This is a genomic window from Bradyrhizobium sp. CB2312 (genome assembly GCF_029714425.1).
In the GTDB taxonomy this organism is placed as follows: domain Bacteria; phylum Pseudomonadota; class Alphaproteobacteria; order Rhizobiales; family Xanthobacteraceae; genus Bradyrhizobium.
Genome location: NZ_CP121668.1, coordinates 8,368,530 through 8,394,986 on the forward strand (window position 1 = coordinate 8,368,530; position 26,457 = coordinate 8,394,986).

The following is a 26,457-nucleotide window of genomic DNA, read 5'->3' on the forward strand; positions in this document are numbered from 1 at the left end:
CGGCCTGATTGGCCAGAGTGAGCTCCCGGCGTTTGCGCGTCCGAGGGCGAGGGGGAGCCAGAACACGATCTATCCGAAGAGGACCACTGAGGTTTCCTGAACCTCTCACCCCGTGGCACGACGATGATCTGGTCCGAAACTTTGCTGGTGCATAACGCCGGTGCGCCGAGGGCCAAAGCAGGGCGCTGGCTCGGCAAATGCTCACGACGAGCGTGCGGGGGCTCGCTGTCCTGGCCAATAAAACATTGCGAATGTCCGCCCTGCTCACTGTGAGTCTGGCGGTGTCGCGCGTCTGCATCGAAGGCGGCTTTCGGGACGAAGCGGCAGCGACCGGCAAGCAAGGCTCTCCGTGCAAGAAGCTTGGATTCACGAAGGGCTTTAGCGGTATCGTTCTCAGCGAAACACAAGACAATAGCCAGGCTTGAACTTGCTCGCGCGCCAACCTCACCACAACATCCATAGTGATGGCCTAAGAGACCGGAGGAATCATCTATCGAGCAGCTTTGGCGAGTATCGGCAAATAGTTGCTGGCTGCCATGAGCGCGGCACAACCCGTCCTGCATCCGAATCCTTGACGTACGCGGCGTTCGTTGGTCACCCTTGCCACGAGCCCGTCATCTCGAACAATCTGCCGAAATTGGTAGTTGACCAGGTACAGTGCTTGCCGTTCCAATCGGCCATTGCCGCTTGGCCGATCAGCCGTGGCCGCCCCGGATGAGGTTGCTGCTCCGGCAAGAGGGGCTCCATCGAACACTCTGCAGGAATGAGTGGACGGTTTGCATTCCTGCCGCGAGTAAGAAAATCGCCAAGGTTCTCCTGAATGGCGAGAAACGGCTGCGCCATCGCCGGCGAAGATGAGCACCGTTGCTCGTGGCGACGCTATCATGGAGGACGCGCGCAAATTGTCGCGTTGCGTTCCTCAAGAAGCAGCGTTTCATAGGAGCAGGGTGGCCGATCGGGAAGATCGGCAAGATGGAGTTATTGTCGACGCTCGCAGCTCCTGGAGCGCGTGAGCATCGCAGCCTATCGCGTCGACGAAACAAGCCTGCTGGAATAGGATCTTGAGCGAGGGACAATGGACTTGATGGATCAAGCGGCCGCTTCAGACTTGAGGCCGCTTTTGCGCGGGCCGTCAAGACGGATCCTCCCGGTTTTGGTGCTCCCGCTTGTCCTCGTTGGCTCGTGTGCCGCTGGCGCCTGGCTTTGGGCTAACCTTGAAGCCTTTGTCGAGACGCCGGAAGCTTCAACGATGAGCCTGTCACTGGAGGACAGGGCATCCTTGTTTGAGATAAAGTGGGCACAGCAGAAAACCGGAGATGAGATCGCAGTACTCAACAGCCGGATCGACGCTCAGCGGGATGACCTCAAAGGGATCCTGGATCAGATCACCATTCTGGCTTCGCGGATCGATTCGCTGCAGAGTTTAACACCTGTTCCTTCTGCTGCTTCCGAGCCTCCTTTGTCGCCAGCCCGGGCTGCTTCGAGCGTCGCCAGGAAACGCTTCGGGCGATCCAAACCAGAGGGACCTGTTTCCGTCGGAGGCGCGCCAGTGATCGCCGCACCAAAGACAGCCGAGCCTTGAGGTCTGAGACGCTGCAGGCGCGGTCGAGTCTCCAACTGTGCTCGATGAGGTGGCCCGTAGGTTCGCAAAGCTGCCTCCGGCCGTAAAATACACGGAGCTTGTGCGGGCGCCGTCGTCTCCAGCGGCATGTAGTGAGGCCGTCACTGTCATCGAGAGCACTCCAGGGCGGGTGGTGCAGAGCACTTTCCGCATGATCGAGCCGTGGCCCTGAAGCGCATTTCCTTTAAATCAGCTCTCTTCCAATCAGCCTCGCCAGTTTTGAGATCATATCTGAAAGGTCGTGTCATCACACCAATCTGGCGTGCCTGCCCGATGGCTTCTTCGGATCGCCCCCGCGAAGAGCTTAGAGGTCTGGGATCTGCTCACATGCGTGGCTTAGTTAATAGGGATGCGGTCGAGATAAGTGTCGAACGCGGCAGCAACAGCGCGAACGACAAACCGGTGCTCCTGCTTGACCCGAATAAATCCCTTTTCAATGTCTACTACCCCATCTTCTGCAAGCATTCCCAGGCGGTCGGCCGAACCGAGAAGAGGAATCGGATCAAATCGGTGAGCAGCACAGATCGCTGGCACGTCGGCCTGCAAATCGCACATCAGACGCTCGATGATTGCGGCGCGGATGCGATCTTCGGTGGTGAGACAGTAGCCTTTTGAGGTTGCCAGGCGGCCGGCCTGAATGTGTTGGTGATAGGAAGCGGTTGCGATCTCGTTCTGCACGTAACCGTCGCGCAGACGGCCGATGGCTGACGGACCCAAGCCGATTACGGTTTTGCAGGTATCAGCCGAATAGCCCAGAGAGTTGCGGCGCAGCCGACCAGCTTTCTGGGCCAGCGCGAGCTCGTCATTGGGCAGGGCGAAATGGTCGAGCCCGATCTGGCGGTAGCCGGCCGAGACCAGCGTATCTGCAATAGCCGCGGCTTGCTCAGCGCGGGCGACATTATCCGGCAGCGCCGTCTCATCGATCTGGCGCTGACGTTTCATATAGGAGGGGACGTGAGCATAGCCGAAAACCGCAAGCCGGTCTGGCCGCATGGCTAGAGCCGTCCGCGCGGAGTCAACGCAGGACCGCACCGTCTGATGCGGCAGTCCGAAGAGAAGGTCGAAATTGATGCGCCTTATCCCATGCTGGCGAAGCCTTTCGACGACAGAAGCCGTCTGTACCTCGCTCTGGACTCGGTTGACCGCTCTTTGGACTACGGGGTCGAAGCTTTGCACGCCTATGCTCGCGCGGTTGATCCCCGCCGCTTGTAACATTTCGACCATCTCGGCCGTGACCCCACGCGGATCGATTTCTATGGCGATGGTAGCTGATTTACTGAACGCAAAGCAGCGGCGCAGGAGTTCCATCAAGGCGAGAAAATCGCTCGGTGCAATGGTGGTCGGCGTCCCGCCGCCGAAATGCACGTCGCGCACCGGCAGAGCGCGAGGCACTTGCTCTGCGACCAAGCGTATCTCGTCCCGCACTGCTGCCAAGTAATTGCGGACCGGTCGCTCACCGCGCGTGAGGCTTGTAGGAAAACCGCAATACCAACAGATAGAGCGACAGAACGGAACGTGGATGTAGAGCGATACGGGCTCGTCGGGAGGCAGCCGCCTCAGCCATGTCTCAGAAGTCTTGGCACCGACCATCGCGGAGAAATCCGGTACGGTTGGATAGATGGTGTACCAAGGCAGGCGAGCATCGCAATACTTGTTTAGAAGGGAGGTCTGCAAGATTTAACTTTCCCATGCTCAACAGCATGAAGCTGACCGATGCCCTCAATTGTGTCTTTGCGTTATGTCAAACGTAGTGGTTTCTGAGATCTGGTCCCGTTTTCGATGTTACTGCCAACGCGGCTTAGGGGGCAGAGCAAGGAGTGAGAGCCGCTCGTTGGCGATTATTTGGACGTTTAGGTATGAATTCTCTCGTCCGAGCACGGTTGAAGCGGCTAGAGAGCCGGCGCGAGCGATCAATCGCTCATCCGAGGGCACGCCGGTGCGCATCCGCTGACGGCCCGTCATTTTTGCGACAACACAGGGACTTGTAGGTCTCACCAAGAGCAGCTCGGCTTCTCGATCTTCAAACCGGTTTTAAAGCAAAGCCGATTGGTTGCTCACAGAGTTCGACGGATGCCTCCGTCAAAGGCCGGCGTGACACAAAAGATAAGTTGCTTGCTAGATGAGAGCGCGAGGAGCGCAATAGCACAAAACCTGACGCAACGTGCGATTCAAAGTCCTTTAGCGCGGCCGACGATAGCCATTCTTAATCTCTAGTATCGAACGCATAAGCCTCAATTCCGCCACGCTGGTTGTCTCATTGCCACAAGCATCATCACGGATGTACTGATGGTGTTGGGGCGACCCCAGCGCACTTTCAGCCCCCCGGCGAAGTGCGTCGGGGCGCCTTGGTTCGGCGGCATCGTCGCTGTCTAATGCAGCTCACCAACTCACAACGACTTTGGACGTCCGCTGATGGCAAGCGAATCCCGGCCAGATGCAATCGGACGAGACACAATCTGCAATAGTTTCTATTCTGCTTCAAACTGGGTTGTTTTCTTTTTACATCGGCTTTGGAGCTATCGATCCCTGCCAGATCGCGCATATCTATTCCGTTAGCCTCCATTGGCGTCGTATCGATGCGATGCACCTGCAGCTCTCAGCTTCACATAGACCGCCTGGTCAGGTTTCGACCGACCCGTCACTGTGTTCTGATGCTGCGAGCTGGGGCTGCCATGCAGGAGCCGACTACGCTTCATACCGCTCGCGCGCCGTGCCGACATTGACCCTCCCGGCAACTGGAAAGCGCGAACGGGATGTGACTAGGTACGGACCGCTCGGCTCATGACGATCAGCTGGGATGCACGAGGTGATCCGCCCCATCGCCGCTCGATCCGACAGCTTTTCGTCTTCGCGTTGGCGGCTTTCAGAGTTAGTCAAGGCACGCGGACAGACATAAGCTGCCGCCTTCATCATGTTGCACCCCGATCTCACCGTGCTGGATCTCCTGCCGATCCACGAAAGATGGGAGTTGAGACTTTCAAGCGAGAACCAATTGGATGCCGGCAACGAGCATAACGGCAACAAGGATAAATCTGATGCCCGCGGGGTTCAGGCAGTTCAGGCTGACTATCGTTCCAGCGACCGCACCCGCCAGCGCGAAGATAGCGTAAAGAACCAAATCCGGAGAGGGAAATTGGCCGCTGAAAAGAGCTCCGACGAATCCGACTGTGGAATTGGCCAGAATAAAAGGGGGTGATAACGCGACGGTCTGCTTCGGTGATGCCCAATTCAGTGTGATGAGCGTCGGCGCGAGGAACACTCCACCACCCACGCCGGTCAGACCGGAAACCAGGCCAAGGGCCGCGCCAATGCTCACGATTGCCGTGAGCGGAGTTTCACAAACACGATCAGCCGCGCGTCCCCGCTGCATGATCATCACGGCGCTCGCCAGAAGAAGAACGAGCCCGGTCAGCGTCTTATACATGTGGTCATCGAGCGCAATCAAGCCGCCGGCAAGCGACGCTGGCACGGACGAAAAGAGAAGCGGGCGCAGGATGGCCCAGTCAACGACCTTGTTGCGGTTGAAGAGCCACGTAGAATAAGCCGCGACGACAATGTTGAGACCAAGTGCCGTCGGGCGCATCTCTGTCGATGACATACCAAAAAATGCCATTAGCGAGAGGAATGCAGTGCCACCAGCCTGGCCAACGCTCGCATAGAGCAGTGAGATGATCGCGATGAGCAGACAAGCCATGCTTCACCGATCTTGGCGACGATCTTCGCCTTTTTTCACCGAGCCCATCATGAGTCGCGCAATCAGGTGCGGCCTGACTGTTTTTGCTTGGGGACGGATCGACCCCCGCTTCGCCGGAATAGCTGGCAAAGGTCCAGTCAGTTCAAGTTCCTTTAGCGAGTGCCATGTTTGGACCGTCCAATCAATTGCCGTACTTGGTACTTGACTGGCGGGAATAGGACTGTGTTGCGCCCTGAGGAAGCAGCACTCGACGGGCCGCCGAGGTGAGCTGCATTTCTTGCTGTAACTCACCTCGTGTCGCGTCTCGCGACGTGCTGTCGGCTTTCCGCATGTCATGAATGCTTCGACGGACCTACGTCGCGCCAACCATGCGCGTTCGAAGCTCTTTCTGGTCTGTTTTTGTGAAATCAGCAGTTGGTATGACACTTGCTGGTCTGGCGCGGGTCGTCTCCCTGCTGGAGAAGCGCATGCAAAATGTCTTCCGCATCAAGCAGATCTCGCGGTTACGAGTATCTATCGTTGCGCCGTTAAGGTGGTCCCTTTCTGCACGTTTGGTACGTTTGCGCCAGGCCTGCCGGACGGATTCGATGAGACGGCGCACAATGATGCGGGGAGTATGGCTTCTGCCTCGACTGTTCCGTGTTGCTCATCGATCCCGTGCCCGGCGCCGTCGCACGGAGAAGAATCGGCGAACGGTTAGCGATGGCAATTCGCAAGATTGGGAAAAGACATGAATCTCGTATTGTTCGTCCCCAAGCAAAGAATGGATGCTCACAGGACGCTCCTCGCGTCCCGCGCCGCCAAGCCCCTCGAGCTTAGCCGTATCGCGCAGATCAGAGCCCAGGATCTCGTCGTGCTCGGCCTCGAGACAAACCAAAGCGTCGTTCGGCTGCGTTCTCTCGCCATGCACGCTCAACAGAGCCGAACCTCTGGCCGGCGGAGCTGTTTGGAAGCTCAGTCCGGGACCCGCGGACCATCGGGGCCGCCATGATCAAACGGGACACTGTTGGTTGGTATCGATGGCATCATCCTTCAACACGGATCGCGGGCGATGATTTCCGACCTGGCCAGTGCGTTATCGGCAAGCTGGACCGATCACTTCAGCTCAGCCTCGGAGACAGGGATGATGGCGCTATATCTGGTGGTTTTTGATGCGATCCTGCCGGCGCATTCGGCGGGGGCGCAACGAATTCGTCCAATGGCGTCCAGCATAGCGCGAGCGCTCAGACTGGACGAATAAACTAACCCTCGAGTTCAGCTCATGGACTGGAATTTGGCTCGGCCTGAAGCAAGCGCAATCGAACACGATGAAGGGGAGGTTGATCGTCGTACTGAAGCGTCCAGCATGGACCTCTTTAGCTTCACCGAATGCGCTAACCAGACTCATTCACTCAGAGCACTATTCGAGCTTCTTGTAGGCTGTGCCACGAGGGAAGGCTTCAGTGAAGTTGCATACGGCGCTCTCAACTTCGTTGAGCCACTTCGGCTGGCGGAGTATCCGCCCCCGACTGTGGCTGTGAAGTGGCCGCCAGACTGGTGCGACCGATACTTCAAGCGCAAGTACCATACTATCGATCCGGTGGTCCGGCGTACGCCGATGCTTTCGCGGCCGTTCTTGTGGGATCAACTCGCCGACGACTACCAGCTTCAACCGGACGAAAGACGCGTACTTGACGAGGCGAGAGAGGCGGGGCTGAAGCATGGCATGAGCGTCCCGTTGTTTGGCCCGTTGGGTCGGATATCTGTGGTGTCGTTTGCATCTGCGTTCGATGATGCTGATCCTCAGGATCGCATCGGGCATCTCAACGCGCTGGCTTGGCAGTTTCACACCGCCTATGGCGACATCGCTCGTCCCTGCGATAATGGTTGCGACAGAAAAGTTGCACTGTCGCCGCGGGAGACCAGTTGCATGCGGTGGGTGGCAGAGGGGAAGTCGTCATGGGAAATTGGGAAGATCCTGGGAATCAGTGTTAATACAGTCAACTTTCATGTCAAGAACGCAATGCGAAAGCTGGGGGCAGCCAGCCGGATTCAAGCGCTGGTTGTGGCGGTTCGCCTAAATGTTCTTTGAATTTGAGAACGGGACACTAGCAGCCAAATCGTGGGCTTCCAGCTTCTGACATAGTGCATGGCACCTTCGGCGAGCTCGCCACACGCCTTAGAGCAAGTCCGTTATCTCACGCTGCGTGAGGTTGTGGGACTGTCACGAGAGCGATGAATTCTCGAATCGACTGACCTGTTCCTCCAGTGTGTTGGCGGCTTCTCGGCCACACTCCAACTGGCCTCTGGATTCCATTACTCAGACGAGCGCGCACCTGGTGCTTCGGAACTGATTGGGGCCGGCAGGGTGAGGAGCAGCTGAGGAAAGAACCCCGACCGGGGGTCGGGGTTCCGATTCACGCGACCGCGTGGAGGTCTCTATTTGGCAAAGGGCGAGCCAAACTTATAATTGAGTCGCGCCGTGATGAGATCGACATCCTGGTGCACGCGATCCGCGCCAAGAGCCGCTGGGAAGCTTATGTTACTGCGTTGCATGAACAAGTGGTTATACTCGACGCCAGCTGACCAGTTTGGCGTGAAGCTGACTTCGGCACCGGCGCCCAGCACGCCACCCCAACGCACGTCATTGTTTTTGCCAATCTCGGCGCCAGTAGCCACCGAGTTGACGTGATAGATGTTGCTCGTCACCGCAGCGCCGCCCTTGCCATAAAGGAGCACGGCATTGAACGCGTATCCGATATGGCCCGTGAGTAGACCGAATGCATCTGTCGTGGTGCCAACGGTGTCTGCCGGGAACGCGGTGCTGACATTGGAACCGTTGAAGTCGGCCCAGTTGCCCTGACCTTCGATGCCGTAGACCATGTTGAAGATTTGCCAACGATAACCAATCTGGCCGCCAATGGTCCCACCAGTCGAATTATGGCAGCCCTCGGGGGTAACACCATTGAAATCCCAGCAGTTGCGGCTCGTTCCCCAGCCACCATTGACGCCGATATAGTAACCAGACCAATCGATGATCGGGGCTGCGGCTGGCAGTGGTACCGCCTTAACCTTGGCAGGTTGCCCCGCCAAGTCGGTGCCGAATGAGGGAGCGGCGGCACCGAGTGCGCCGATGCTTGCAGTCAGAATGAGAATCTTTTTCATTCGAGTGTCGTTTCCTTTCGGTGCCCCCCGGCGCCGTGCGTTTAACAATATGAACGCGAATTGCTGTAACTTCCGCACAACATGTCTTCGAAAGAAACGGGTCCAATCGTACGCCGCGTCAGATTGTGGAGCGCGCAACTTGCCATGCACTGCCTCGACCGAAATGCTGGGGCCGGGACACTGGTCGCTTGGCGCAGATGATTCTTTGAATACGATCCGTTCATGATGGCTGTGACGGGACGCAGTGCTACGAGCTGTTTGGCTCTCTCTTTCGCTGACTTGCGACAAAGCCAGGCTGCGCCAACACGTCCCGGGCATGCTCGTTCAGAGAGTTCGGCAAATGAAGACTGCTGATCCAGAACGCGTCTCTTGCGATCAGGCTCACTTCCCGGCAGGAGGATCGTGCTGCCGCTTGCAATCGTGAGTGATACGGCGATGATCGATCGCAGGCTTGGACCGCTCTGGCTCAGGACCTATCGCAAGTTTAGCACGATGTTCCTCAACCTCGACCTCGATCGACGGGTGTCAAGGAGCCGATGCGGCTGCTTGACGAGGCTCTTGCTTGAACTTGCGGGACCTCGTGCCGAGCCAAAACTCAGGAGAGGAAACGGTATGGCTCTTCCTGGCGCCAGCGAATATTAGGGCGGCTGTCCCGGCTCGTCGCCGACATGCACTGGATTCTAGGTGGCTGGTCTGGGGTCACCATAATAGTCGTCGCGAACGTGCTCCTCTTCAACGGGCTGAACATGACTGGAGGGGAAGCTCCACCACGCTCTGCCCCGGTGTTTTCCGCCGCATAAGGTCCCCAAGACCCTCAACAAGCCAAGCTTATGTGGCAGTACGGGTTCAGGCGCCTATTGCTCGGTCGACCGCGCCAGCTCAGCCCGCAAGTTGCGTATCGCCTCGTTCGCCAGATTCAACGTATTCCGTTCGCCCTTCTTTATCGAAGACTCAAGGAAAGTGCACAACCGGCTATGGAGGACCGTCTTGCGATTATGCGCCAGCAACGGATCCTTCTCAACAAAGCGCCAGGCTTTATCAAATGCGACGCTCACGATAGCATCTTGCATCTGCTGATCCATCTCAACACTCCACGCCGTCCTGATACAAGGAAGTACCTTCGCAAAAGCAAACCGAGCGTCTGTGGCTTGTCCCAGCTAGTAAGACATCAGAGCCGCAGCACGCTCGGACATCGAGCTGCTCTCGATGTTCAATGAATTTACAGATGTTTGTTGAAGTTCCGATGACCCGGCGTGTCGGATTGCCAGGCGCATTCGAATAATTCTGAAGCGGCTGAAACGAGCTCGCGCTGTTCGCGCGGCTTCGTTGCCGAAGTGCTCTTGTTGCTCGGTATCGGTCGATAATTGAGGCTCTTCTTCCTGCAATCGGAAGACCGGGCCATGCCAATCACGAGTACGGCCGAACATCGATGCAAATGGATCGTTCCCCTCCTTTCCCAGTCTCTAGCTAAGACGCGTTCATCGAAGCGTGTGGCGTTTTCCGGCCACTGCTTGTTTGCTTTCTGACATGTGTCCGCGGGGCGTCGTTCTTTGCTCGACCCTTCGCGACCTCCTGCTCTGGGTGCGGGCTACCGCTTTTGAGCGTGGTGGCGAACAGTTGTGATTCGGAAAGGCCAGCTGAACCGGCTCGCTTACGGGACGGTAGCCCATAAACACCGAGTCGCCGATCCCTGGCGTACGACCGTCGCTGTCAGCCCAGCGATAAACGTTCAATAAAAGCGGCATCAACCACAGAGAAACCCAAATGAAATCTCAGTCTACTGTTGCACGTGACAGAATTAGTTTCGCGATCTTCATTTGATTAGCGGGAGTTCGGAGCACTTCGGGTAATGCCGCCACGGCCTGATCGAAAAGGCGTCCCAAAATTTGAAGGTCTTCTGGGTAGTAAACGCCACGGTCTCGCGAGAGTCGCGTCGTTTGCTGGTCGCGGGCGGGGTCCCCGGTTTTGGCATCCCCGAGCTGCCCGAGCTCCAGTTCCGCCATGATCATTTGGTTTGTCAGGGCATTTAGCAGTCGGACCGCTTCGAGCTCGTTGCCTTCTTCGCGTACGAGGGCGGCCACGAGGTCGAGTTGCAGGTCGATGCGATCCTCGAGGTCCTCTGAGCGTGAATTGGAAGGGTCAAGTTCCACGGTGTTTGCTCCGGTTAGTTAAATGCAGGAAGTAGGCTGAGTAAGGGTTGTGTCGTGCTTTCCCGGCCGCGAGACCGCAGACGCGGCGAATGAACGAATGGCTGCTGCACAAGCCAAGGTGCGCACGCGCGGTCGCCGAAGGGAGAGGGTTGCAGGCATGTGCCACGAAGAGAGCGCAAAGGCGGAATCGACCAGAGAACGCTGTGAACTGTCCTGTGATTCGACCATTGAGCCGATCCAGCGCCTCGACGGTCGCAGTACCTCCAGCCGGCGGGGACGCCGCGATGACGGCAAGTCGAGAATTGCGGCTCGAACTGCTGCACGATTGCTTGTCGCCTGACCTAGCAATCCAGACGTAACCGGAGGCCTTGCCAGGCAGAGTGCCACAAAGTGCGTTCGGCGCTGGACGAAGCTGTTGCTGAAGGCGCGCCGTCAGCTGCTCCAGACCGGTCTGGTCATCATGCCAGACGTTTATGGCCCAGCTCATGCAGGCAACCCAGAATTAACCCGCTTCACATGTCTGCGGTTTCTCTCTGCATTCGTTGACAGGCGATGCCTGGCCCGGCGAGGGGGCGGATCGGCTCCTGGAAGGGGGGCGCGATAAGAGACAAGACCGGCAGATCGCGTCCACCCCTCGTTGCGGTGGCGATGTAAGGATTGCAGAGAAGGGATAACCGCGCCGGGGTATGGTCGAAGAGGGCCGGCGCATAGAATGAGATAGGGTAGCGTCAGTCTGTAGGAAATGGGTGCGGGAGCCGCCCGTCGACGAAGAAAGAGGACGCGCGCAGAGTGAGAATCCACGATCACACGACTTGTAGGGGTGGGCAGTAAGATCGCGAGGCTGGTCGCATCACACCGATCGACATCAGTGCCTCGTCCTGGCCGGAGAATAGCGTGGTCAGATAGCCAACTGCACTGCTTTGTTTGGAGGCCGCAACGGCGTCGGATCGTCGGCGCTGCCCGCCTGGTCAGGGAAAAAAGTGCAGCCTGCACCGGTTTAGCGGACGGTTCGCCTGCCCCAATTCTATGCAGCGCACGCATTTGCCTTGGCCAAGCAGTGTGCGTGAGAGTCGATCTTCCTGGAGGGCCTTAGTATGATTGCAAAGGAGGAGGCGCCAGCGCGACAGATTACGCGCCAGACGTTGCGATTAGCGATCTGACCGCATTTACGCCGCTCGTGCGTCGATGCCAAAGATTGATGGCTGTCGTTGGCGAAGCAGCCACGAGAACCTTGAAGCGCCCTGCGACTATGCTGAAAGTAAAATGGGTTCATTTCTCAAACGACATCCGTGGAATGTGCTTTCCGGAAACCGGCGATCGACTTATGGGTATTTGGCTGAAATTGGTAAAATCGAAAGTGTCGATGGGATGCATCCAGTTCGTGGATCGCGGACGGGCGTAATCTCACCTCTTACATCGAAAGCGGGTCAGTTAGTTGTTTCCTGCCGGCTTGGTGCAGTGAGCTTATGGGCCTCTTAGACGAGCTTGCTGATTCGTTGATGACCGGCGGCCTAGAAGGGTCACAGCAGCGAGCGCAGGCGAATACCTCTAAATTGGACTCCAGATCTCACGAAGGTGAGAGAAACTCCTCGATCCCCATAAGGAAGGGAGGGTCATAGAGTCTCGTCCGGACTGTCCGAGCAGCTCCGGCCTCCCGCAGATGCAGGATGAGCCCTGAGCAATCGCGGGTCTTCATTGAAAAGGTCCGCGTGATCAAAGCGGACGAAGAGCGTTCGGCCGCGGATAAGTTGATAAAGCGGTTCGCAGACAACTTAGCCAAAGCTGTCCCCAAAATAGGAACGCGAGGCGGTCAGATATCGCCGCCATTGAGGCTGACGGTCGCCTTGCCCCGGGCAACGACAACCAATATGGCAACCAGCCTCGGATAACTTCAGTGCGTCGGTATACTTACCACGCATATGATCCCCCAACGCAGTCATTATCCGCCGAAGCTACCGAGAATTTCAGTTTTAATTGCAGTTGCGGTGTACACGGAAATCTCCAGCGGTAGGTTTCCGAATGCAAGCTGGCAAAGCAAGTAGTTGGCACCCGCCACTTCCATCTGCTGGAGAAGGACCTGTCGGACGGAAGCCGGCGTTCCAACGACGCACAATTCGTTCTCAAGTGCTGCATCGAAGGTCAGCGGAAGGGCGGGCGGTGTCGGAATGGCGTTAAGCTCGTAAAGAAACTTAAAGCTCTCCAGCCATCGGCGATACGCAGTTTCGGCCGCCGCATGAGCGTCCTGATCAGACTTCGCAATCACGACCATGCGGGCCAGCCCGAGAAGTGGCTCGCGGCCGTGTGCGGCTGTGTTGTGGGGTCGATGGGAACGGTAGGCGTCCGTAACGTTCCGGACAGCGCAGGCGGGGCCTATGCACGCCAGATTGGCGCCATTTGCCGCGGCCCACTGCGCCGACTCTGCCCGATTGCTTGCGATCCAGATGGGCGGAGATGGACGTTGATGGGACCTCAACGCCAAGGGTACGTCGCTCAACTCGAAGTGGTCTCCCTGATAAGATAGCGTGTGTCCCTTCAGCGCAATATTCAAGATTTCACTGGCTTCCGCATAACGACTTGGTGCAGCGTCTGCACTGATGCCGAAATAGCCCCATTCAATCGGCTGGGAACCGCGGCCTATCCCGACCTCGAGCCTGCCGCCGCTCAATTGGTCAAGCATGCAGATCTCTTCGAATGCGCGCAATGGATGATAAAGGTTGAGCAACAGTACGAGCGGACCGAGCCGTAATCGCCGGGTGCGCTGCGCGACACTTGATAGGAACAGGTGCGGCGAGGGCCCTCTGCCATGAGGTGTGCAGTGATGTTCGGCCAGGTGATAAGCGAAGAATCCGAGCGAGTCGCAGACCTCGATCAGCTTGAGACGATCTTCATATTGTCGTGCGGCATCTTGGCCGTCGTCATCCAAATGGTCGAAAATGCCACACCTTAGTCTTGAAGAAAGGCCACTCTTCACTCGATCAATCTCCGATTACGGTCAGATGGCGGGTCCTGGTTGCTTCGTGCCTTTGCGCTCAAAGGGGTCTCGTTCGTCGTTTGACCGGTCAGGCCGTTTTTTCTTTGAGTGCGTGGATCTGGGCTTGCACCATGTGAGCGGGTGACGAGAATGCGAAATGCTGTCGCCGCGCCGTTGATAGACGTCCGCGAACCGCCTCCAAAAGCGAGTTATGCTTGACCAGAAGCATCGTTACTCGCTTCAGAGGTCCTGTGCCTCGCGAGTCAGATCAGCCCGGCACGGCTACTATTTATCTATCATTGGACGTAGCGTCTCCGTCAGGGCGACGTCGGGTAGCTCTGCAAGCGCTGCAACGAACGCGAAAAACGCTCCAAAGGCTGCAAGTATGAGAGAGCTTGCGAGTATCGCTTCTCCGACCTGAGCGCGTCTCATTGTCCGTGTCGCTTTGGCTTCGGGGAGATGGCGATAACGCCAATCAGTTCTGCTCGACAGTTTCAACACGGCCCTCTCGCCAACGGTAAACCAGAAAGCCAGGAGCCGCATTGTCTCCCTTTCTATCGAACCGGACTGGGCCAATCACGGTATCGGTCGGCCGTGAACGAAGTGCGCTAGCTACGCGCGCAGCATTCAAAGAACCGGTCCGGTTCACCGCCTCTGCCCATGCTTGCACGGCCGCATAGGCGTAAAGCGTGTAGCCTTCAGCGGACAGGTTGGAAGCTTTGAGTGCGGCCACCACGCCGGCCGCATTGGCATTCCTGGCGGGGTCCGGCATGAAGGTAAACAACGTGCCATTTCCGGCGCTGCCTGTAATGGCCCAGAATTCAGAGGTCATCAAAGGATCGTTCGCCATGACCATAAGTTCCGCTCTTGCTTCTGACGCCTGGCGTACAAACAATCCGATTTCGGTATGATAACCGCCGATATAGGCGACACGCACCCGTTCCTTCTTCATCCTTGAGACCAGCGCTCTGTAATCCTTTTCACCGGCTACATAGCTTTGCCGAATGACTTGTTCACCGAATCTCCGAAGCTGTGCTTCAACGACGTCGGCGATACCCTTGCCTGCGGTGCTCTTGTCGTCGAGCACTGCGATCTTGTGGTTAGGGAAGGTCCGGTGAATATACTCTGCGGCAACGATGCCCTGTTGGTCGTCGCGGCCGCAGATCCGAAAGACGGTGTCAAGGCCCCGTTCTGTTAGCTGAGGATTTGACGAGCCAGGTGACACCTGAATGATGCCTGCTTCGGCGTAGATCTCGGAGGCCGGGATCGACGCAGAAGAACAAAAATGGCCAACGACCAACCGGACCCGCTCTGTTGTGAGCTTATTCGCGACCGCGACAGCTTGCTTCGGGTCGCACGCGTCGTCGGCGACAGTCAATATCACCTTGGTATCGAGAAGTAGACCAGAAGCGTTCAACGCCTCGACTGCCGCAGCTGCACCATCGCGCATTTGTGCGCCGAACGCAGCGCTGCTTCCGCTCATTGGGCCAGCCACGGCAATATTGACGTCGGAGCCGCGCGCAACAGAGGCGAGGGCGCAGAAGAGAAGCGCGACACTCGCAGCAGGCGCACAACGATTTAACATTGTAAAGCTCCCAATGTTCACCTGAAGTCTAACCGCCGGCAGCTGTGATCAGACGTGTCTACACGTTGAGATTGTCTGTCAAAGCGAAGCTTGCGTTGGTCGCCAGATTGCGACCACGGTAGAACTTACAATTTGACGTTAGGTGCGTTTCAAGGCCGTTTTTTTTGAGCCACGACGGTGCATCAGGGAGCGCGGATTGACGGGGTCACGACGACTGTCCGGTTTAGTCCATAAAACTGTTGGCCCGCATCAGAGCCGACGAGCGCCTATCGGCAATGCCGTGCGGAGCCGGCCAGGAGGACGTCAGTACGGCTGATCCTCCAACCCGCCAAGGGCCAAATCGAGATATTGCATGAGGCAGGGATCCCAACCAGCCAGACTACGGGGGGCGCTTAATCGTGCAAGTACCTTCAGGATCATCGAAACGCGTGAATCGGCGCCAGCGATTTCGCCGATCAGCAAGCGTGCTGCAACTGCGACAGCCTTTGCCCGCTCGCCGCAAGGATGCTCGCCTCGATCCATACAATCACGCAGGTCGTCGCGGATCCGCCGCCACCGCTCCTCGCGATCTGCAGCTAACTTGCAGGTGCATCGGGACGTCTGATTATGCGTCTCGACCCGCGACATGGCATTGAGGGTGGCAGGCAGCTCATCCACACTTACCTGGATATCACTGTCGATGGTCATGTTGCGCAAGCGATCTCGCAGCAGAGTTGCTCGAGCGACTTGAAGTTCTATCCGTTCTAAATGTTTGCGCAGAAGATCGGTAAGTGAGGTCGTGCCCTCCATAGCTTTACGGATCTCGACAAGGGAGAAGCCAAGCTCACGTAGCGCTCGAATTTGGTGAACCCGTTGCACACTTTCGCGGTCGTACATCCGGTGGCCGCCGTCAGTACGCTCTGAAGCTGCTAGGAGCCCGGTGTGTTCATAATGATGCAGCGTGCGTACCGTTACTCCGGTCGCCTCTGCAAGTTCGCCAATGCGCCATCGACGCCTTCGTGGTGTAGCTTTGCTCATGTTGTTCATTTCAAAGCCTACAACCTGACGTCACGTGTGATTCAAGCTATTTCAAAGCTCTAGCTGGATCGTCTTCCATTCCAGCGACGAGACTGGTGACTATCCTCAGAATGGCGTGGGATCAACCCTGAGGGGAAATGGTGATCAACAAGTTCGTCAGGCATGCCAGTTGAGCCTCGCCAGCCGCTGTACGCTCCAGGATGAGTTTGGCGATTGCTGTGCGATTTTCCGGACTTCGCATCGATGGGGGTAGCGCGGCGATCGCACTATCATAAAGGCGTCCCAGGGCGGAAAGCTCTTCCGGATCGAATACGCCGCTGCATTGCTCCAAGTTCAGCTCCTTGTTTGTCATTGCGTCATGGCAGCGCACGTCGTCAAGACGTTTGGCTGCGATAGGGCCAAAAGAAGTCAGACCCGCGGCGCGGAGCGACGAAGATGCGATGTACTCCCATGTGATGCGACAGGGCAACATGCCTGCGCGAGGCTTGCCTCGACGCCGCAAGAGATCGTGGTCATGTGCATGATCGATGACCATCACGCGCACGGTGCGTGATGGTACGGCTTCCGAAGAAGCACAAGCGTCTCCGCTCTTCGGGAGCCACTGCTGATTCGGAGAGTTGACGAGGGCAGCCCAGCGCCGCTTCTGCTGTATCGACAGCAGGTGCGCCAGGCGGCCGGGTGCAACGTACGCCCCTATCTTTAAAACCAGGCCAACACTGACCCGCCGCTCGCACGTCGAGCCTATTGCCAACGTGCGGAAGACGTACACATCGTCGTCATGATAGCCGTCTGTTGCGATGATCTTTATAGAGCGACCATGAATTCGAGCGAGGCGAGCCAAACTGTATGCGTTGAGACATTCGTTGGGATATGAGGCTCGCAGATCCTGCGAACGTCCTTACGACAACGGCGAGGCAGATCGTGCGAAATCCCCGGCAGAATGAGCTCGTTCCGAAGTGCAGATCATGGAGGCTTCTTGCCCAGTTGCCATGCGGGTAGCTTCCTGCAACAATATCTCTCGCATCCACAGGCTTTCCGGGTCGCTATTGTGAAGGACGGGCCATTGAACCGCCTCAGTGAAGGCGGGAAATGGCTGCGGGAGCTCCGCAATGCGAAGGGGCATTGTTCTTTGGAAATGCTTTACGAGCCCTAATGGCATCGTCCCTATGCGGTTGGTGCCCACCAGCAGGGGCGGGATCATGCTGAAGCTCTGCACGAGAATGTCGATGCGCCGATTGAGACCTAAATCGAGTAAAAGGGATTCTTCGACCGGCGTCTGGCGCGCGCCTTTGACCTTAACCGCAACGTGGCCCATCGACATATACCGATCAAATGTAAGCCCCCGTAGTAGTTGGCTGTTCGTGGAGCAGCCTACGCAGACGAGTCTCTCCTCGAATAGGGGCGCCCTGGGGTGCGCGCCGGACATGAATAATTCCGGCAAGATAACAAAATCGACTTCGCCGCGGCGGAGAAGCTCATCGTGCTCATCGGTGAGCGCGACCAGTTCGAAGCTGACGGCCGGTGCTTCTCGCGCGACGCGCTCCACGACATTTCGGAAGAATACGACTGTTATAAAATCAGAAAGGCCGATCCTGAATCGCCGGTTCGATCGAGCTGGATCGAACATGTCCCGCGCGATAATTGAAAGATCGATGTGCGTTAGAGCCTCGCGTACAGGGGCTGCGAGTCCTTCCGCGCGTGAGGTCGGGACAAGTTCCCGCCCCCTCATCCCAAACAGCTCGTCACGGAAGTAGGATCGCAGCCGGGCAACGGCTGCGCTCATGGCCGGTTGACTAAGATTAATCTTGCGGGCCGCTGCGCTGAGGTTGCGCTCGGTCATTAGAGCATCCAGCGCGACGAGAAGATTTAGATCCAGACCTTTGAAACGCATGTCTTCTTATCCGGCACGAACGTAATTGGGCGCATACACCAAGCGATGACGGCTGCGTCTGGAGAGGTCCTTGGCTCGCACGAACGGACATCGTTTCCATCCTACGACCGCGAAAAAGACGCTCGTGCAATGATCGCAACAATGGAGAGCAAGGCGGTAGGCCGGCCAGCAGCGGCCGGAAGCCGTCAGGAGTCCCAAAGGTGATCGGTGTCGCCGGTTCCGGCGACCCACGCGACAGGACCCGGCCGGTTGGTTAATGGCAGATCAACCCAATGTCCGGCCAGTGCCGTGAGTTCGCCAAAGCGTCCAGTCGAGAGCCGCCTAGCGCAGCTTTCATCACGGCGGTCAACCTACAACCTGACGCAGTGTGTGGTTCAAGCGATTTTATGCGACAGGCCAAACATTATTGCACTGGAGGAGGCGTGTTGTGCCGCGATAGTGCCGGGCGTCGCCTGTTTGCGGTGCAAGCGCCTCATCTGCGAGGTCACCACGCTCGACTCGGCAAGTCTTCGCAGCCGATCGCCCGTCGCTGGCAGCTTGGCCTCAGAGACGTTGAAGTGACGAAAGCGGCCGAGTAGGTCGAAGGATTGTTAGCGTATTTGGAACATGCCGAGAGTGGCTTACGGTGAGCCTAGCAGCGCCTGCGAGTTGGAGGCTCCTGATGCCCAGATGCCATGTTGGATGCTTCCTCCAACAATATCCGCCGCATCCAAATGCTCGCCGGATCGGTATTGTGGAACGCAGGCCACTGCACAGCCTCGGTGAACGTGGGCAGGGCGAGCGGCGGTTCGACGATCCGCAGTGGCATCCGCTTTTCGAAGTGTTTGGCGAGTCGCAAGGGCATTGTGCCGATACGGCCTGTGTCTAACAATATCGGCGGAATCAGGCTAAAGCCCTGCACAACGATCTCAATGCGTCTCTTGACGCCGTGCTCAAGCAAGAACCACTCTTCGATGTTTGGTCTGAGCGCCCGTCCGAACTTCGCCGTAACGTGCCCCATCGAAATGTATTTCTCGAATGTCAGCTGCCGCGATAGCTGCTTGTTCTCGCGGCATCCGACGCATACGAGGGTCTCGTCAAACAGCATCGCCTTAGGATGCGCGCTCGACATGAACAGCTCCGGCAGAATGAGAAAATCCACCTCGCCCCGGCGGAGCAGCTCATCGGGTTCGTCGGAAAATGGCAGCAATTCGAAGCGCACCGCGGGAGCTTCCTGTGCAATACGGTCCACAATTTTGCGAAGAAAGACGATCGTCATGAAATCGGAGAGGATGAACCTGAAGCGTCGGCTCGACTGAGTAGGGTCGAACGCGTCCCGCGATATGATCGAGAGTTGGATATGCAGCAGGGCTTCGCGCACCGGACCTGCAAGCGCCTCCGCGCCTGGTGTCAGGACGAGCTCGCGACCTCGCATGGTGAACAGTTCATCGCGGAAATAGGTGCGCAGCCGCGCGATCGCAGCGCTCATAGCGGGCTGGCTCAGGTGAATTTTGCGCGCCGCCGCTGTGAGGTTGCGCTCCGTCATCAGAGCGTCGAGCGCAACGAGAAGGTTTAGATCAAGTCCCTTGAACCGCATGTTGTAAGTCTATCCATCGTGTGGATGTGTTCCATCGGAACAATCGATTTTACCAAATTGCTGGACGTTGGATAGCAAACATCAGTTTGCAAAAGTAATCAGGCATACCACGATGGCTGCTGCTCGCTCACGCTGGCTCAGAGAAAAGCTCCTGGATGTGCGAGCAGCCGGCGCATCCGCTTCGAGGGCGGCCATGGGCGCGCCGTGCGAGCCGCGTCGCTTCGTCTCGATGCGAAGGTCGCTCGATAGAGACGCCAGGCAGATCTCCGTAAACCTTGGTATGCGTGTTTCATCCGTTTCCATATTGCAGGTTTACCCGCGTACACTTGAGAGCGCGTTCAGCCGCGTTCTAGTGTCGGGAAATAGCGGCAGGCGCAGATTGCGGATGCCCAGTCATTCAGGCAGCTCTCCAAATGGCTCGCCTGTCCATCGCATTCAGGGCGCGTCGAAGATGTATAAGAACCAGTGTGATCTGATGCCACTCGGCTGCGCCATCGATGAGGCGCCGCGCATCGAAGGCCTGCCCGCAGACCTCAAAACGTCTCCAGAGATGTTAGACGAGGCCGAAAAGCTCCGTGGTGCAGATAGGATCTGGCTAGTCCAATCGCCTCACCGGCATCTTCCGGCCTATCTCGCGCAGGGCATTGGCCGGATGACGAGCGCGAGCCATGAGATCGCTTCGTCGCGAGCGAAGGCGCCTGGCGCGGTGCAGGCGAGGAGTGCCGCGCTCCGAGGGGCATCGCAGCGCATTTCAGTATTGATCAGCGGTTCGGCGACTAGCGAATTCGCGTGACCATCTCCGCTCATAATTCCACTGGCGCAAGGAAGCCCGCCATGAACATTGCCGCATCCCGGACTGCGGGAGCCCCTACTGCGCGCGCTCAAGTGCAGTGGAGCCTCCGCTGGGAAAGCGAACTGCGGCTCGCTGATCATGCGGAGCTCGCCGAGTTCTTCCGCAAAAGTTACGGGCCGACTGGTGCGTTCAATGCGCAGCCATTTGAGGGCAACCGAAGTTGGGCCGGTGCAAGACCTGAGGTCCGCGTAATCGGTTACGACGCGCGCGGGATAGCTGCTCACATCGGGCTACTACGCCGTTTCATTAATGTTGGTGGGGTCGATCTTCTCGTTGGCGAACTGGGGTTATATGCGGTGCGCCCGGATCTTGAAGGCCTGGGAATTAGCCAGGCAATGCGCGTGATGTATCCCATGCTGCAGCAGCTTGGGATTCCATTCGGCTTTGGCACGGTTCGGCCCGCGCTTGAGAAACATATGACCCGACTGGTCGAAAGGCAGGGGCTCGCCACCCTCATATCTGGCATTCGCGTCCGCTCCACGCATCCGGATGTCTATCCCAATTTGTCGCCGATCCGCATCGAAGACGTGATCGTGGTGGTTTTTCCGGTTGGACGCTCGATAAGCGAGTGGCCGGCCGGGACCATCATCGATCGGAACGGGCCCGAGTTATGAAAGAGCTTTTCCCCCTATCTGCTGTCCGTTGTGACTACGCTGACGTGAGTGGAAGTCGCCCCGTGTATTTGACCTTTGATGATGGGCCAAATCCATTTTGCACGCCAGAGGTGCTCGATGTGCTGGCGCAACATCGGACTCCGGCGACGTTCTTCGTGATCGGCACGTACGTGGCCGAACAACCTGAACTCGTTCGACGAATGATCGCGGAAGGGCACGAGGTTGCAAACCACACGATGACGCATCCGGATCTATCCAGATGCGGACCAGCGGAGGTACGCGATGAAGTTCTGGCGGCGAGCGAGGCGATCCGTTCGGCGTGCCCGCAGGCCTCACTCAGGCACATGCGAGCACCTTACGGCATGTGGACACAAGAGGTGCTCGCTGTATCAGCGAGCGCTGGTCTCACAGCTGTGCACTGGTCTGTCGATCCGAGAGATTGGTCCCGCCCTGGGGTTGATAGAATTGTAAATTCAGTACTGGCGAGCGTTCGCCCGGGTGCAATTGTGCTCCTGCACGACGGATATCCTCCTGATGAGGAGCGACCGTGCACTGATGCCACGCTGCGAGATCAGACCACCATCGCGCTGTCACATCTGATCCCGGCGCTACAACGGCGCGGGTTTGTAATCCGTCCACTCCCTCAAATTCACTGAAAAAAACAGACACCCTATGGACCTGCTCGCTACAACAAGCGCTGTCGCTGTTTCGTCTTATGCGCTGCTCTCGACGATCTACAAGAGCGCGCAAGCGCTTTATGCCCAACCGACGACGAACCTCCCATCGCGGCAGGACAACCTGGGACGATCGGAGCCGGTCCTTCCCAGTGTAGACGTCATCGTACCGTGCTTCAACGAGGATCCAATCACGCTCGCCCAATGTCTGGAGTCACTTGCGAGTCAAGACTACACCGGAAAGCTACAGGTGTATGTGGTAGATGACGGATCTTCAAATCGCGACGTTGTCGCGCCTGTACACAAAATCTATGCGAACGATCCGAGGTTCAGCGTCATCTTGCTGGCAAACAACGTTGGAAAGCGCAAGGCGCAGATCGCCGCAATACGCAACTCATCCGGTGACTTGGTCCTCAACGTCGATTCGGATACGATACTTGCCGCTGACGTTGTCACGAAGCTTGTATTGAAGATGCACGACCCGGAAGTCGGCGCGGCCATGGGTCAGTTGATAGCGAGCAACCGCAGCCAAACCTGGCTGACCAGGTTGATCGATATGGAATACTGGTTGGCATGCAACGAGGAGCGCGCGGCGCAGGCGCGTTTCGGTGCCGTCATGTGCTGCTGCGGCCCATGTGCCATGTATCGTCGCTCCGCGCTCGCCTTGCTTCTCGATCAATACGAAGCCCAATTCTTTCGTGGGAAGCCGAGCGATTTCGGCGAGGATCGCCATCTAACGATCCTCATGCTCAAGGCGGGATTTCGAACGGAATACGTCTCGGACGCGATCGCAGCAACAGTCGTCCCGGACAGCCTTGGGCCATATCTACGCCAGCAACTCCGCTGGGCGCGCAGTACCTTCCGGGACACGTTCCTTGCATTACGCCTGCTGCCAGAACTCGATGGCTATCTGACGCTAGACGTTGTCGGGCAAAATCTCGGCCCGTTGCTTCTCGCCCTGTCATCACTGGCTGCGCTCGCACAGCTCCTAATCGCCGGTTCTGTACCCTGGTGGACGGGATTGACGCTTGCAGCAATGACAATGGTCCGCTGCAGTGTGGCGGCCCTTCGTGCTCGCGAACTGCGGTTTCTCGGCTTCGCGCTCCACACACCGATCAATATCTTTCTCTTACTTCCTTTGAAGGCCTATGCGCTTTGTACCTTGAGCAACAGCGATTGGCTATCGCGCAAGGTCGCCAATGTGCCGGCCGAAGGGGAAAAGCAGTCTGTCATCCTGCACCCGAACGCTGAACCAAGTGCTGCAAGTAAATGGGGAATGTCTGGAATAATTCATAAGGCGGGGCTTTCGAGCCCTGAATCGAGCCTGACGGCAACGAAGAGTGTTTGCGGTTGCGATCGTTCGACCGCCTGCAAGTAGGTGATAGGCTCATGATCCCGGACGCAAACCATCAGCTATTAGAGCGAGAGTTGTCTGCCGACGATCCATGGCGCCTCGACAGTAGTTCCTTCGAGCAGGAGCGATACGCGCAAATGCTCCGGATGTCGCGTTGCAATGGAGACGTTGCGTGTGCCCTCGAAGTGGGATGTGCAGCCGGTGCATTCACCGGCATGCTGGCGCCGCTATGCGAACGGCTCACTGTGGTCGATGTCATGCCGCAGGCCATCGAGCGAGCGCGACGACGGACCAGGAAGTGGTCGCATATCACGTGGGTGACCTCCGACATCCAGCGGTTCTCGACCATCGAGCGGTTCGATTTGATTGTCGTGGCCGAAGTTCTTTACTACCTCAAGGACATTGTTGAGATGCACGCGGCTATCCGCAACCTAGTGAGTATGCTTGCGCCAAATGGAGCTCTGATTTTCGGGTCCGCACGTGATGCCGCATGTCAACGATGGGGCCATGCTGCTGGTGCCGAAACGGTGATCGCTCTCTTCAACGAGAGCCTATCGGAGATCGAGCGTCTGCATTGCCACACCGAGTCGGTCAACGAAGACTGCTTGATCGTCCGGTTCCGGAAGCCGGGTCATTCGTCAGAACAATCAAACGTCGGCCACTAGACCAGGGGATCGTATGCGCATCTGCGGCATCAAGTTAACACATGACGGGGCAATTGCTGTCGTCGAGGACGGGCGGCTTGTCTTTTGCACCGAGCAAGAGAAGCGCGGCAACAGTCCACGCTATCAATCCGTCGAGAATCTCGATGCAGTCGTGCTCGCCTTGGCGGAGCATGGCCTGGATCCGCGGGATATCGATCAGTTCGTCATCGACGGCTGGGATGGGGAGATTGAGTCGCAGTTCCAGGTCCTAAGTGGCGCTGTGCCGATCGCGCTGAAAGGGGCGCCGTATGTCGAGCGCCATGCTGAGGGCCTTCTTGATTCCGTCGACGGCTTTGGCCTGATCCTCGGAGGCAAGGTGTTTCCATATAAGAGCTACCCGCACGTTACGGGCCACGTCGCGTCAGCATATAGCACCAGTCCCTTTGCCAGCGCGGGAAAACCCGCGTTCTGTCTGGTATGGGATGGCTGCATCTTTCCGCGCCTTTACTATGTGGAACCCGGGGGGGCACGGTTCATCGCATCCCTGTTTCCGATGATCGGCCATGCCTATGCTGCCGCGGGCCTTCACTTCGGCCCATACAGGCAGCCAAACCGCTCCAGTTGGGATTTAGGCATCGCCGGCAAGCTGATGGCTTACATCGCGCTTGGTTCTATCGACGAAAGCATTGTGGCAGTGTTTCAGGAGCTCTATGAAAAGCGCTTCGCCGCTGACACGGAGCAGGCTCGTTGCTACCGCGCTGACATCAACAATGCAGAATCGTCGCTTGCAGCTGTGCACGACTTCTTCGAGGCAAGCGCATTGCGCCTGACGGCCAAGCGAGCGGAGGACGTCCTTGCGTCGTTTCATGTGTTCGTGGAACGTCTTCTTGTCAAGGAAATGGCGGTGGTTTTGCTGCGATACTCGTCGCTTCCGGGAGCGCGAAATCTATGTATCGCCGGAGGTTGCGGTCTCAATATCAAATGGAACAGCGCGCTTCGTGCGGCGGGATTGTTCGATGATGTTTGGGTGCCGCCGTTTCCGAATGACAGCGGCTCGGCAATCGGCGCTGCTTGCGGCGCGATGGCAGCGCAAAATGGCTTCGGGCCATTGGAATGGTCAGTCTACAGTGGTCCGGCCCTGCAGGACAGCCAGCTTCCGCCGGATTGGGAGGCGGCGCCATGCAGTCTGCGTGAACTTGCGGTGATTCTGGCCGACAACAAGCCCGTCATCTTCCTTTCGGGGCGCGCCGAGCTTGGGCCGCGGGCGTTGGGCGGCAGAAGCATTCTTGCAGCGCCGACCTCCCCGGCAATGAAGGATCATCTCAACGAGATTAAGCGTCGCGAGCACTTCCGGCCGGTGGCGCCGATCTGTCTGGAGGACCGGGCGCCAGAAATTTTCAGCCCGGGTACGCCAGATCCTTACATGCTGTTCGATCACCAGACCCGGGCGGAATGGCGCGACAAGATCCCCGCTGTGGTCCATCTTGACGGCTCCGCTCGGCTGCAGACCATCTCCCGCAACTCTCCGCACAAAATCGCCGCGCTTCTCGTCGAATTTGAGCAACTCACGGGGATACCGCTGCTCTGCAACACGAGCGCCAACCTCCACGGGCGGGGATTCTTCCCGGATGCTGCCGCGGCCTGCCAATGGGAGCGTGTCGAGCATGTGTGGTGCGACGGCCAGCTCTGGACCAAAACGGTGGTAAGGAAGCCATTGTCGGCCGAGCGACTTTTGTCAGCCTAAGGGTGACCATGTCCACCGTAGCAATCGAGCTTGCCGACGTGAAAAAGTCATTTGGCGACAAGGTCATCGTCAATGAACTATCGTTCTCGGTTGCGCGCGGAGAATGCTTCGGCCTGCTTGGTCCAAATGGAGCTGGCAAGAGCACGATTGCGCGTATGCTCCTCGGCATGATTTCGCCGGACGCAGGCAAGATTACGGTCCTCGATGAGCCTGTGCCTTCCCGCGCTCGTGTGGCGCGCGTGCGCATCGGCGTGGTGCCGCAGTTCGATAACCTTGAACTCGAGTTCACCGTTCGAGAGAACCTGCTTGTGTTTGGTCGCTATTTCGGCATGAGCGCTCGCAAGATCGAGGCGGTCGCGCCATCGCTGCTCGAGTTTGCGCGCCTCGAAAGCAAGGCGGACGTGCGCGTGTCCGAGTTGTCCGGTGGTATGAAACGGCGGCTGACGTTGGCGCGTGCGCTAATCAATGACCCGCATCTGCTCGTGATGGACGAGCCGACGACTGGCTTGGATCCGCACGCCCGCCACCTGATTTGGGAACGTCTGCGAGTTCTGCTTGCGCGCGGCAAGACGATTCTCTTGACCACTCACTTCATGGAAGAGGCCGAACGCCTGTGCGATCGGCTGTGTGTCCTCGAGGGTGGACGCAAGATCGCCGAAGGCAAGCCGGACGACCTCATAGATGAGCATATTGGCTGCAACGTGGTCGAAATCTATGGCGGTGATCCACATCAGCTCTGCGAGCTGATCAGGCCGCATGCAAGGCACCTTGAAGTGAGTGGAGAGACGCTCTTTTGTTATGCGCCATATCCGGACCAGGTACGCGTGAAACTGCGCGGGCGAGCGGGCCTTCGTATTCTGCAGCGTCCCCCGAATCTCGAGGACGTGTTTTTGCGGCTGACCGGGCGCGAGATGGAGAAGTGAGC

At 57.8% G+C, this 26,457-nt stretch carries 22 protein-coding genes; 11 read left to right on the forward strand and 11 right to left on the reverse strand.

Translation table 11 applies throughout. From position 1 onward, the window contains the following. Positions 1 to 197 precede the first annotated feature (197 nt). On the forward strand, positions 198 to 425 hold the full coding sequence (locus QA642_RS40225; RefSeq protein ID WP_283081797.1) for a hypothetical protein: 228 nt from the start codon (positions 198 to 200) through the stop codon (positions 423 to 425). Positions 426 to 1,249: 824 nt separating this feature from the next. After that, complete coding sequence (locus QA642_RS40230; RefSeq protein ID WP_283081798.1) at positions 1,250 to 1,582, forward strand: hypothetical protein; 333 nt, start codon at positions 1,250 to 1,252, stop codon at positions 1,580 to 1,582. Between the two features lie 375 nt (positions 1,583 to 1,957). Here QA642_RS40230 and hemN read toward each other — a convergent pair whose 3' ends face one another. Beyond that, entirely contained in the window at positions 1,958 to 3,295 is a 1,338-nt protein-coding gene (hemN, locus tag QA642_RS40235) for an oxygen-independent coproporphyrinogen III oxidase (RefSeq protein ID WP_283081799.1), read from the reverse strand. A 1,303-nt stretch (positions 3,296 to 4,598) separates the two neighbouring features. Then, the gene (locus QA642_RS40240; RefSeq protein WP_283081800.1) at positions 4,599 to 5,315 is read right to left on the reverse strand and encodes a sulfite exporter TauE/SafE family protein; all 717 of its coding nucleotides are present in this window, start codon (positions 5,313 to 5,315) and stop codon (positions 4,599 to 4,601) included. 1,006 nt (positions 5,316 to 6,321) lie between these two features. On the opposite strand from QA642_RS40240, the gene QA642_RS40245 reads away from it, so the two are divergent. Next, a complete protein-coding gene (locus QA642_RS40245; protein ID WP_271608566.1) occupies positions 6,322 to 6,555 on the forward strand; it encodes a hypothetical protein in 234 nt (77 codons plus the stop codon). 105 nt (positions 6,556 to 6,660) lie between these two features. Continuing rightward, complete coding sequence (locus tag QA642_RS40250) at positions 6,661 to 7,386, forward strand: LuxR family transcriptional regulator (RefSeq protein ID WP_283087076.1); 726 nt, start codon at positions 6,661 to 6,663, stop codon at positions 7,384 to 7,386. Positions 7,387 to 7,733: 347 nt separating this feature from the next. Here the strand turns inward: QA642_RS40250 and QA642_RS40255 are convergent, their stop codons facing one another. The 9 genes from QA642_RS40255 to nodD1 form a co-directional block, all read right to left on the reverse strand. Then, the gene (locus QA642_RS40255; protein WP_283081801.1) at positions 7,734 to 8,459 is read right to left on the reverse strand and encodes an outer membrane beta-barrel protein; all 726 of its coding nucleotides are present in this window, start codon (positions 8,457 to 8,459) and stop codon (positions 7,734 to 7,736) included. A gap of 854 nt (positions 8,460 to 9,313) precedes the next feature. Continuing rightward, positions 9,314 to 9,541 (reverse strand): hypothetical protein, encoded by a 228-nt coding sequence (locus QA642_RS40260; RefSeq protein ID WP_027562761.1) that lies wholly within the window; start codon positions 9,539 to 9,541, stop codon positions 9,314 to 9,316. A gap of 690 nt (positions 9,542 to 10,231) precedes the next feature. Then, positions 10,232 to 10,609, reverse strand: coding sequence for a NolY (locus QA642_RS40265; protein WP_271608564.1), 378 nt, complete (start codon positions 10,607 to 10,609; stop codon positions 10,232 to 10,234). Positions 10,610 to 12,548: 1,939 nt separating this feature from the next. Further along, entirely contained in the window at positions 12,549 to 13,580 is a 1,032-nt protein-coding gene (locus QA642_RS40270; protein WP_283081802.1) for an LLM class flavin-dependent oxidoreductase, read from the reverse strand. A gap of 475 nt (positions 13,581 to 14,055) precedes the next feature. Continuing rightward, on the reverse strand, positions 14,056 to 15,165 hold the full coding sequence (locus tag QA642_RS40275; RefSeq protein WP_283081803.1) for a branched-chain amino acid ABC transporter substrate-binding protein: 1,110 nt from the start codon (positions 15,163 to 15,165) through the stop codon (positions 14,056 to 14,058). Between the two features lie 303 nt (positions 15,166 to 15,468). Further along, positions 15,469 to 16,182, reverse strand: a complete 714-nt coding sequence (locus QA642_RS40280; RefSeq protein ID WP_194394345.1) for a MerR family transcriptional regulator — start codon at positions 16,180 to 16,182, stop codon at positions 15,469 to 15,471. 121 nt (positions 16,183 to 16,303) lie between these two features. Continuing rightward, positions 16,304 to 17,023: a hypothetical protein gene (locus tag QA642_RS40285; protein ID WP_283081804.1), complete on the reverse strand. Its 720-nt coding sequence runs from the start codon at positions 17,021 to 17,023 to the stop codon at positions 16,304 to 16,306. Between the two features lie 57 nt (positions 17,024 to 17,080). Continuing rightward, positions 17,081 to 18,073, reverse strand: coding sequence for a transcriptional regulator NodD2 (gene nodD2 / locus QA642_RS40290; protein ID WP_283081805.1), 993 nt, complete (start codon positions 18,071 to 18,073; stop codon positions 17,081 to 17,083). 631 nt (positions 18,074 to 18,704) lie between these two features. Next, positions 18,705 to 19,649: a transcriptional regulator NodD1 gene (gene nodD1, locus QA642_RS40295; RefSeq protein ID WP_271611101.1), complete on the reverse strand. Its 945-nt coding sequence runs from the start codon at positions 19,647 to 19,649 to the stop codon at positions 18,705 to 18,707. Between the two features lie 451 nt (positions 19,650 to 20,100). On the opposite strand from nodD1, the gene QA642_RS40300 reads away from it, so the two are divergent. From QA642_RS40300 to nodI, 7 genes are read left to right on the forward strand one after another with little or no spacing between them, the layout of a single operon-like run. Next, positions 20,101 to 20,442 carry a hypothetical protein gene (locus QA642_RS40300; RefSeq protein WP_283081806.1) on the forward strand — a complete coding sequence of 114 codons (342 nt, stop codon included), beginning with the start codon at positions 20,101 to 20,103 and terminating at the stop codon, positions 20,440 to 20,442. Between the two features lie 41 nt (positions 20,443 to 20,483). Continuing rightward, a complete protein-coding gene (locus QA642_RS40305; RefSeq protein WP_283081807.1) occupies positions 20,484 to 21,116 on the forward strand; it encodes a NodA family N-acyltransferase in 633 nt (210 codons plus the stop codon). Beyond that, positions 21,113 to 21,772, forward strand: coding sequence for a chitooligosaccharide deacetylase NodB (gene nodB, locus QA642_RS40310; RefSeq protein WP_283081808.1), 660 nt, complete (start codon positions 21,113 to 21,115; stop codon positions 21,770 to 21,772). The genes QA642_RS40305 and nodB overlap by 4 nt, the downstream gene beginning before the upstream one ends. A gap of 16 nt (positions 21,773 to 21,788) precedes the next feature. After that, complete coding sequence (nodC, locus tag QA642_RS40315) at positions 21,789 to 23,168, forward strand: chitooligosaccharide synthase NodC (RefSeq protein WP_283081809.1); 1,380 nt, start codon at positions 21,789 to 21,791, stop codon at positions 23,166 to 23,168. Between the two features lie 11 nt (positions 23,169 to 23,179). Further along, positions 23,180 to 23,809, forward strand: coding sequence for a nodulation methyltransferase NodS (gene nodS / locus QA642_RS40320; RefSeq protein WP_283081810.1), 630 nt, complete (start codon positions 23,180 to 23,182; stop codon positions 23,807 to 23,809). Between the two features lie 13 nt (positions 23,810 to 23,822). Further along, a complete protein-coding gene (gene nodU, locus QA642_RS40325; RefSeq protein ID WP_283081811.1) occupies positions 23,823 to 25,532 on the forward strand; it encodes a nodulation protein NodU in 1,710 nt (569 codons plus the stop codon). Between the two features lie 8 nt (positions 25,533 to 25,540). Next, on the forward strand, positions 25,541 to 26,455 hold the full coding sequence (nodI, locus tag QA642_RS40330) for a nodulation factor ABC transporter ATP-binding protein NodI (protein ID WP_283081812.1): 915 nt from the start codon (positions 25,541 to 25,543) through the stop codon (positions 26,453 to 26,455). Positions 26,456 to 26,457: the final 2 nt, after the last annotated feature.

Bases quoted from the DNA above. Each gene is read 5' to 3' on its own strand.
- QA642_RS40225 (WP_283081797.1), top strand. From the start codon at position 198: ATGCTCACGACGAGCGTGCGGGGGCTCGCTGTCCTGGCCAATAAAACA.
- QA642_RS40230 (WP_283081798.1), top strand. From the start codon at position 1,250: ATGAGCCTGTCACTGGAGGACAGGGCATCCTTGTTTGAGATAAAGTGG.
- QA642_RS40240 (WP_283081800.1), bottom strand. From the start codon at position 5,315: ATGGCTTGTCTGCTCATCGCGATCATCTCACTGCTCTATGCGAGCGTT.
- QA642_RS40250 (WP_283087076.1), top strand. From the start codon at position 6,661: ATGGACCTCTTTAGCTTCACCGAATGCGCTAACCAGACTCATTCACTC.
- QA642_RS40255 (WP_283081801.1), bottom strand. From the start codon at position 8,459: ATGAAAAAGATTCTCATTCTGACTGCAAGCATCGGCGCACTCGGTGCC.
- QA642_RS40260 (WP_027562761.1), bottom strand. From the start codon at position 9,541: ATGGATCAGCAGATGCAAGATGCTATCGTGAGCGTCGCATTTGATAAA.
- QA642_RS40275 (WP_283081803.1), bottom strand. From the start codon at position 15,165: ATGTTAAATCGTTGTGCGCCTGCTGCGAGTGTCGCGCTTCTCTTCTGC.
- QA642_RS40280 (WP_194394345.1), bottom strand. From the start codon at position 16,182: ATGAGCAAAGCTACACCACGAAGGCGTCGATGGCGCATTGGCGAACTT.
- nodD2 (WP_283081805.1), bottom strand. From the start codon at position 18,073: ATGCGTTTCAAAGGTCTGGATCTAAATCTTCTCGTCGCGCTGGATGCT.
- nodD1 (WP_271611101.1), bottom strand. From the start codon at position 19,649: ATGCGGTTCAAGGGACTTGATCTAAACCTTCTCGTTGCGCTCGACGCT.
- QA642_RS40300 (WP_283081806.1), top strand. From the start codon at position 20,101: ATGTATAAGAACCAGTGTGATCTGATGCCACTCGGCTGCGCCATCGAT.
- QA642_RS40305 (WP_283081807.1), top strand. From the start codon at position 20,484: ATGAACATTGCCGCATCCCGGACTGCGGGAGCCCCTACTGCGCGCGCT.
- nodB (WP_283081808.1), top strand. From the start codon at position 21,113: ATGAAAGAGCTTTTCCCCCTATCTGCTGTCCGTTGTGACTACGCTGAC.
- nodC (WP_283081809.1), top strand. From the start codon at position 21,789: ATGGACCTGCTCGCTACAACAAGCGCTGTCGCTGTTTCGTCTTATGCG.
- nodS (WP_283081810.1), top strand. From the start codon at position 23,180: ATGATCCCGGACGCAAACCATCAGCTATTAGAGCGAGAGTTGTCTGCC.
- nodU (WP_283081811.1), top strand. From the start codon at position 23,823: ATGCGCATCTGCGGCATCAAGTTAACACATGACGGGGCAATTGCTGTC.
- nodI (WP_283081812.1), top strand. From the start codon at position 25,541: ATGTCCACCGTAGCAATCGAGCTTGCCGACGTGAAAAAGTCATTTGGC.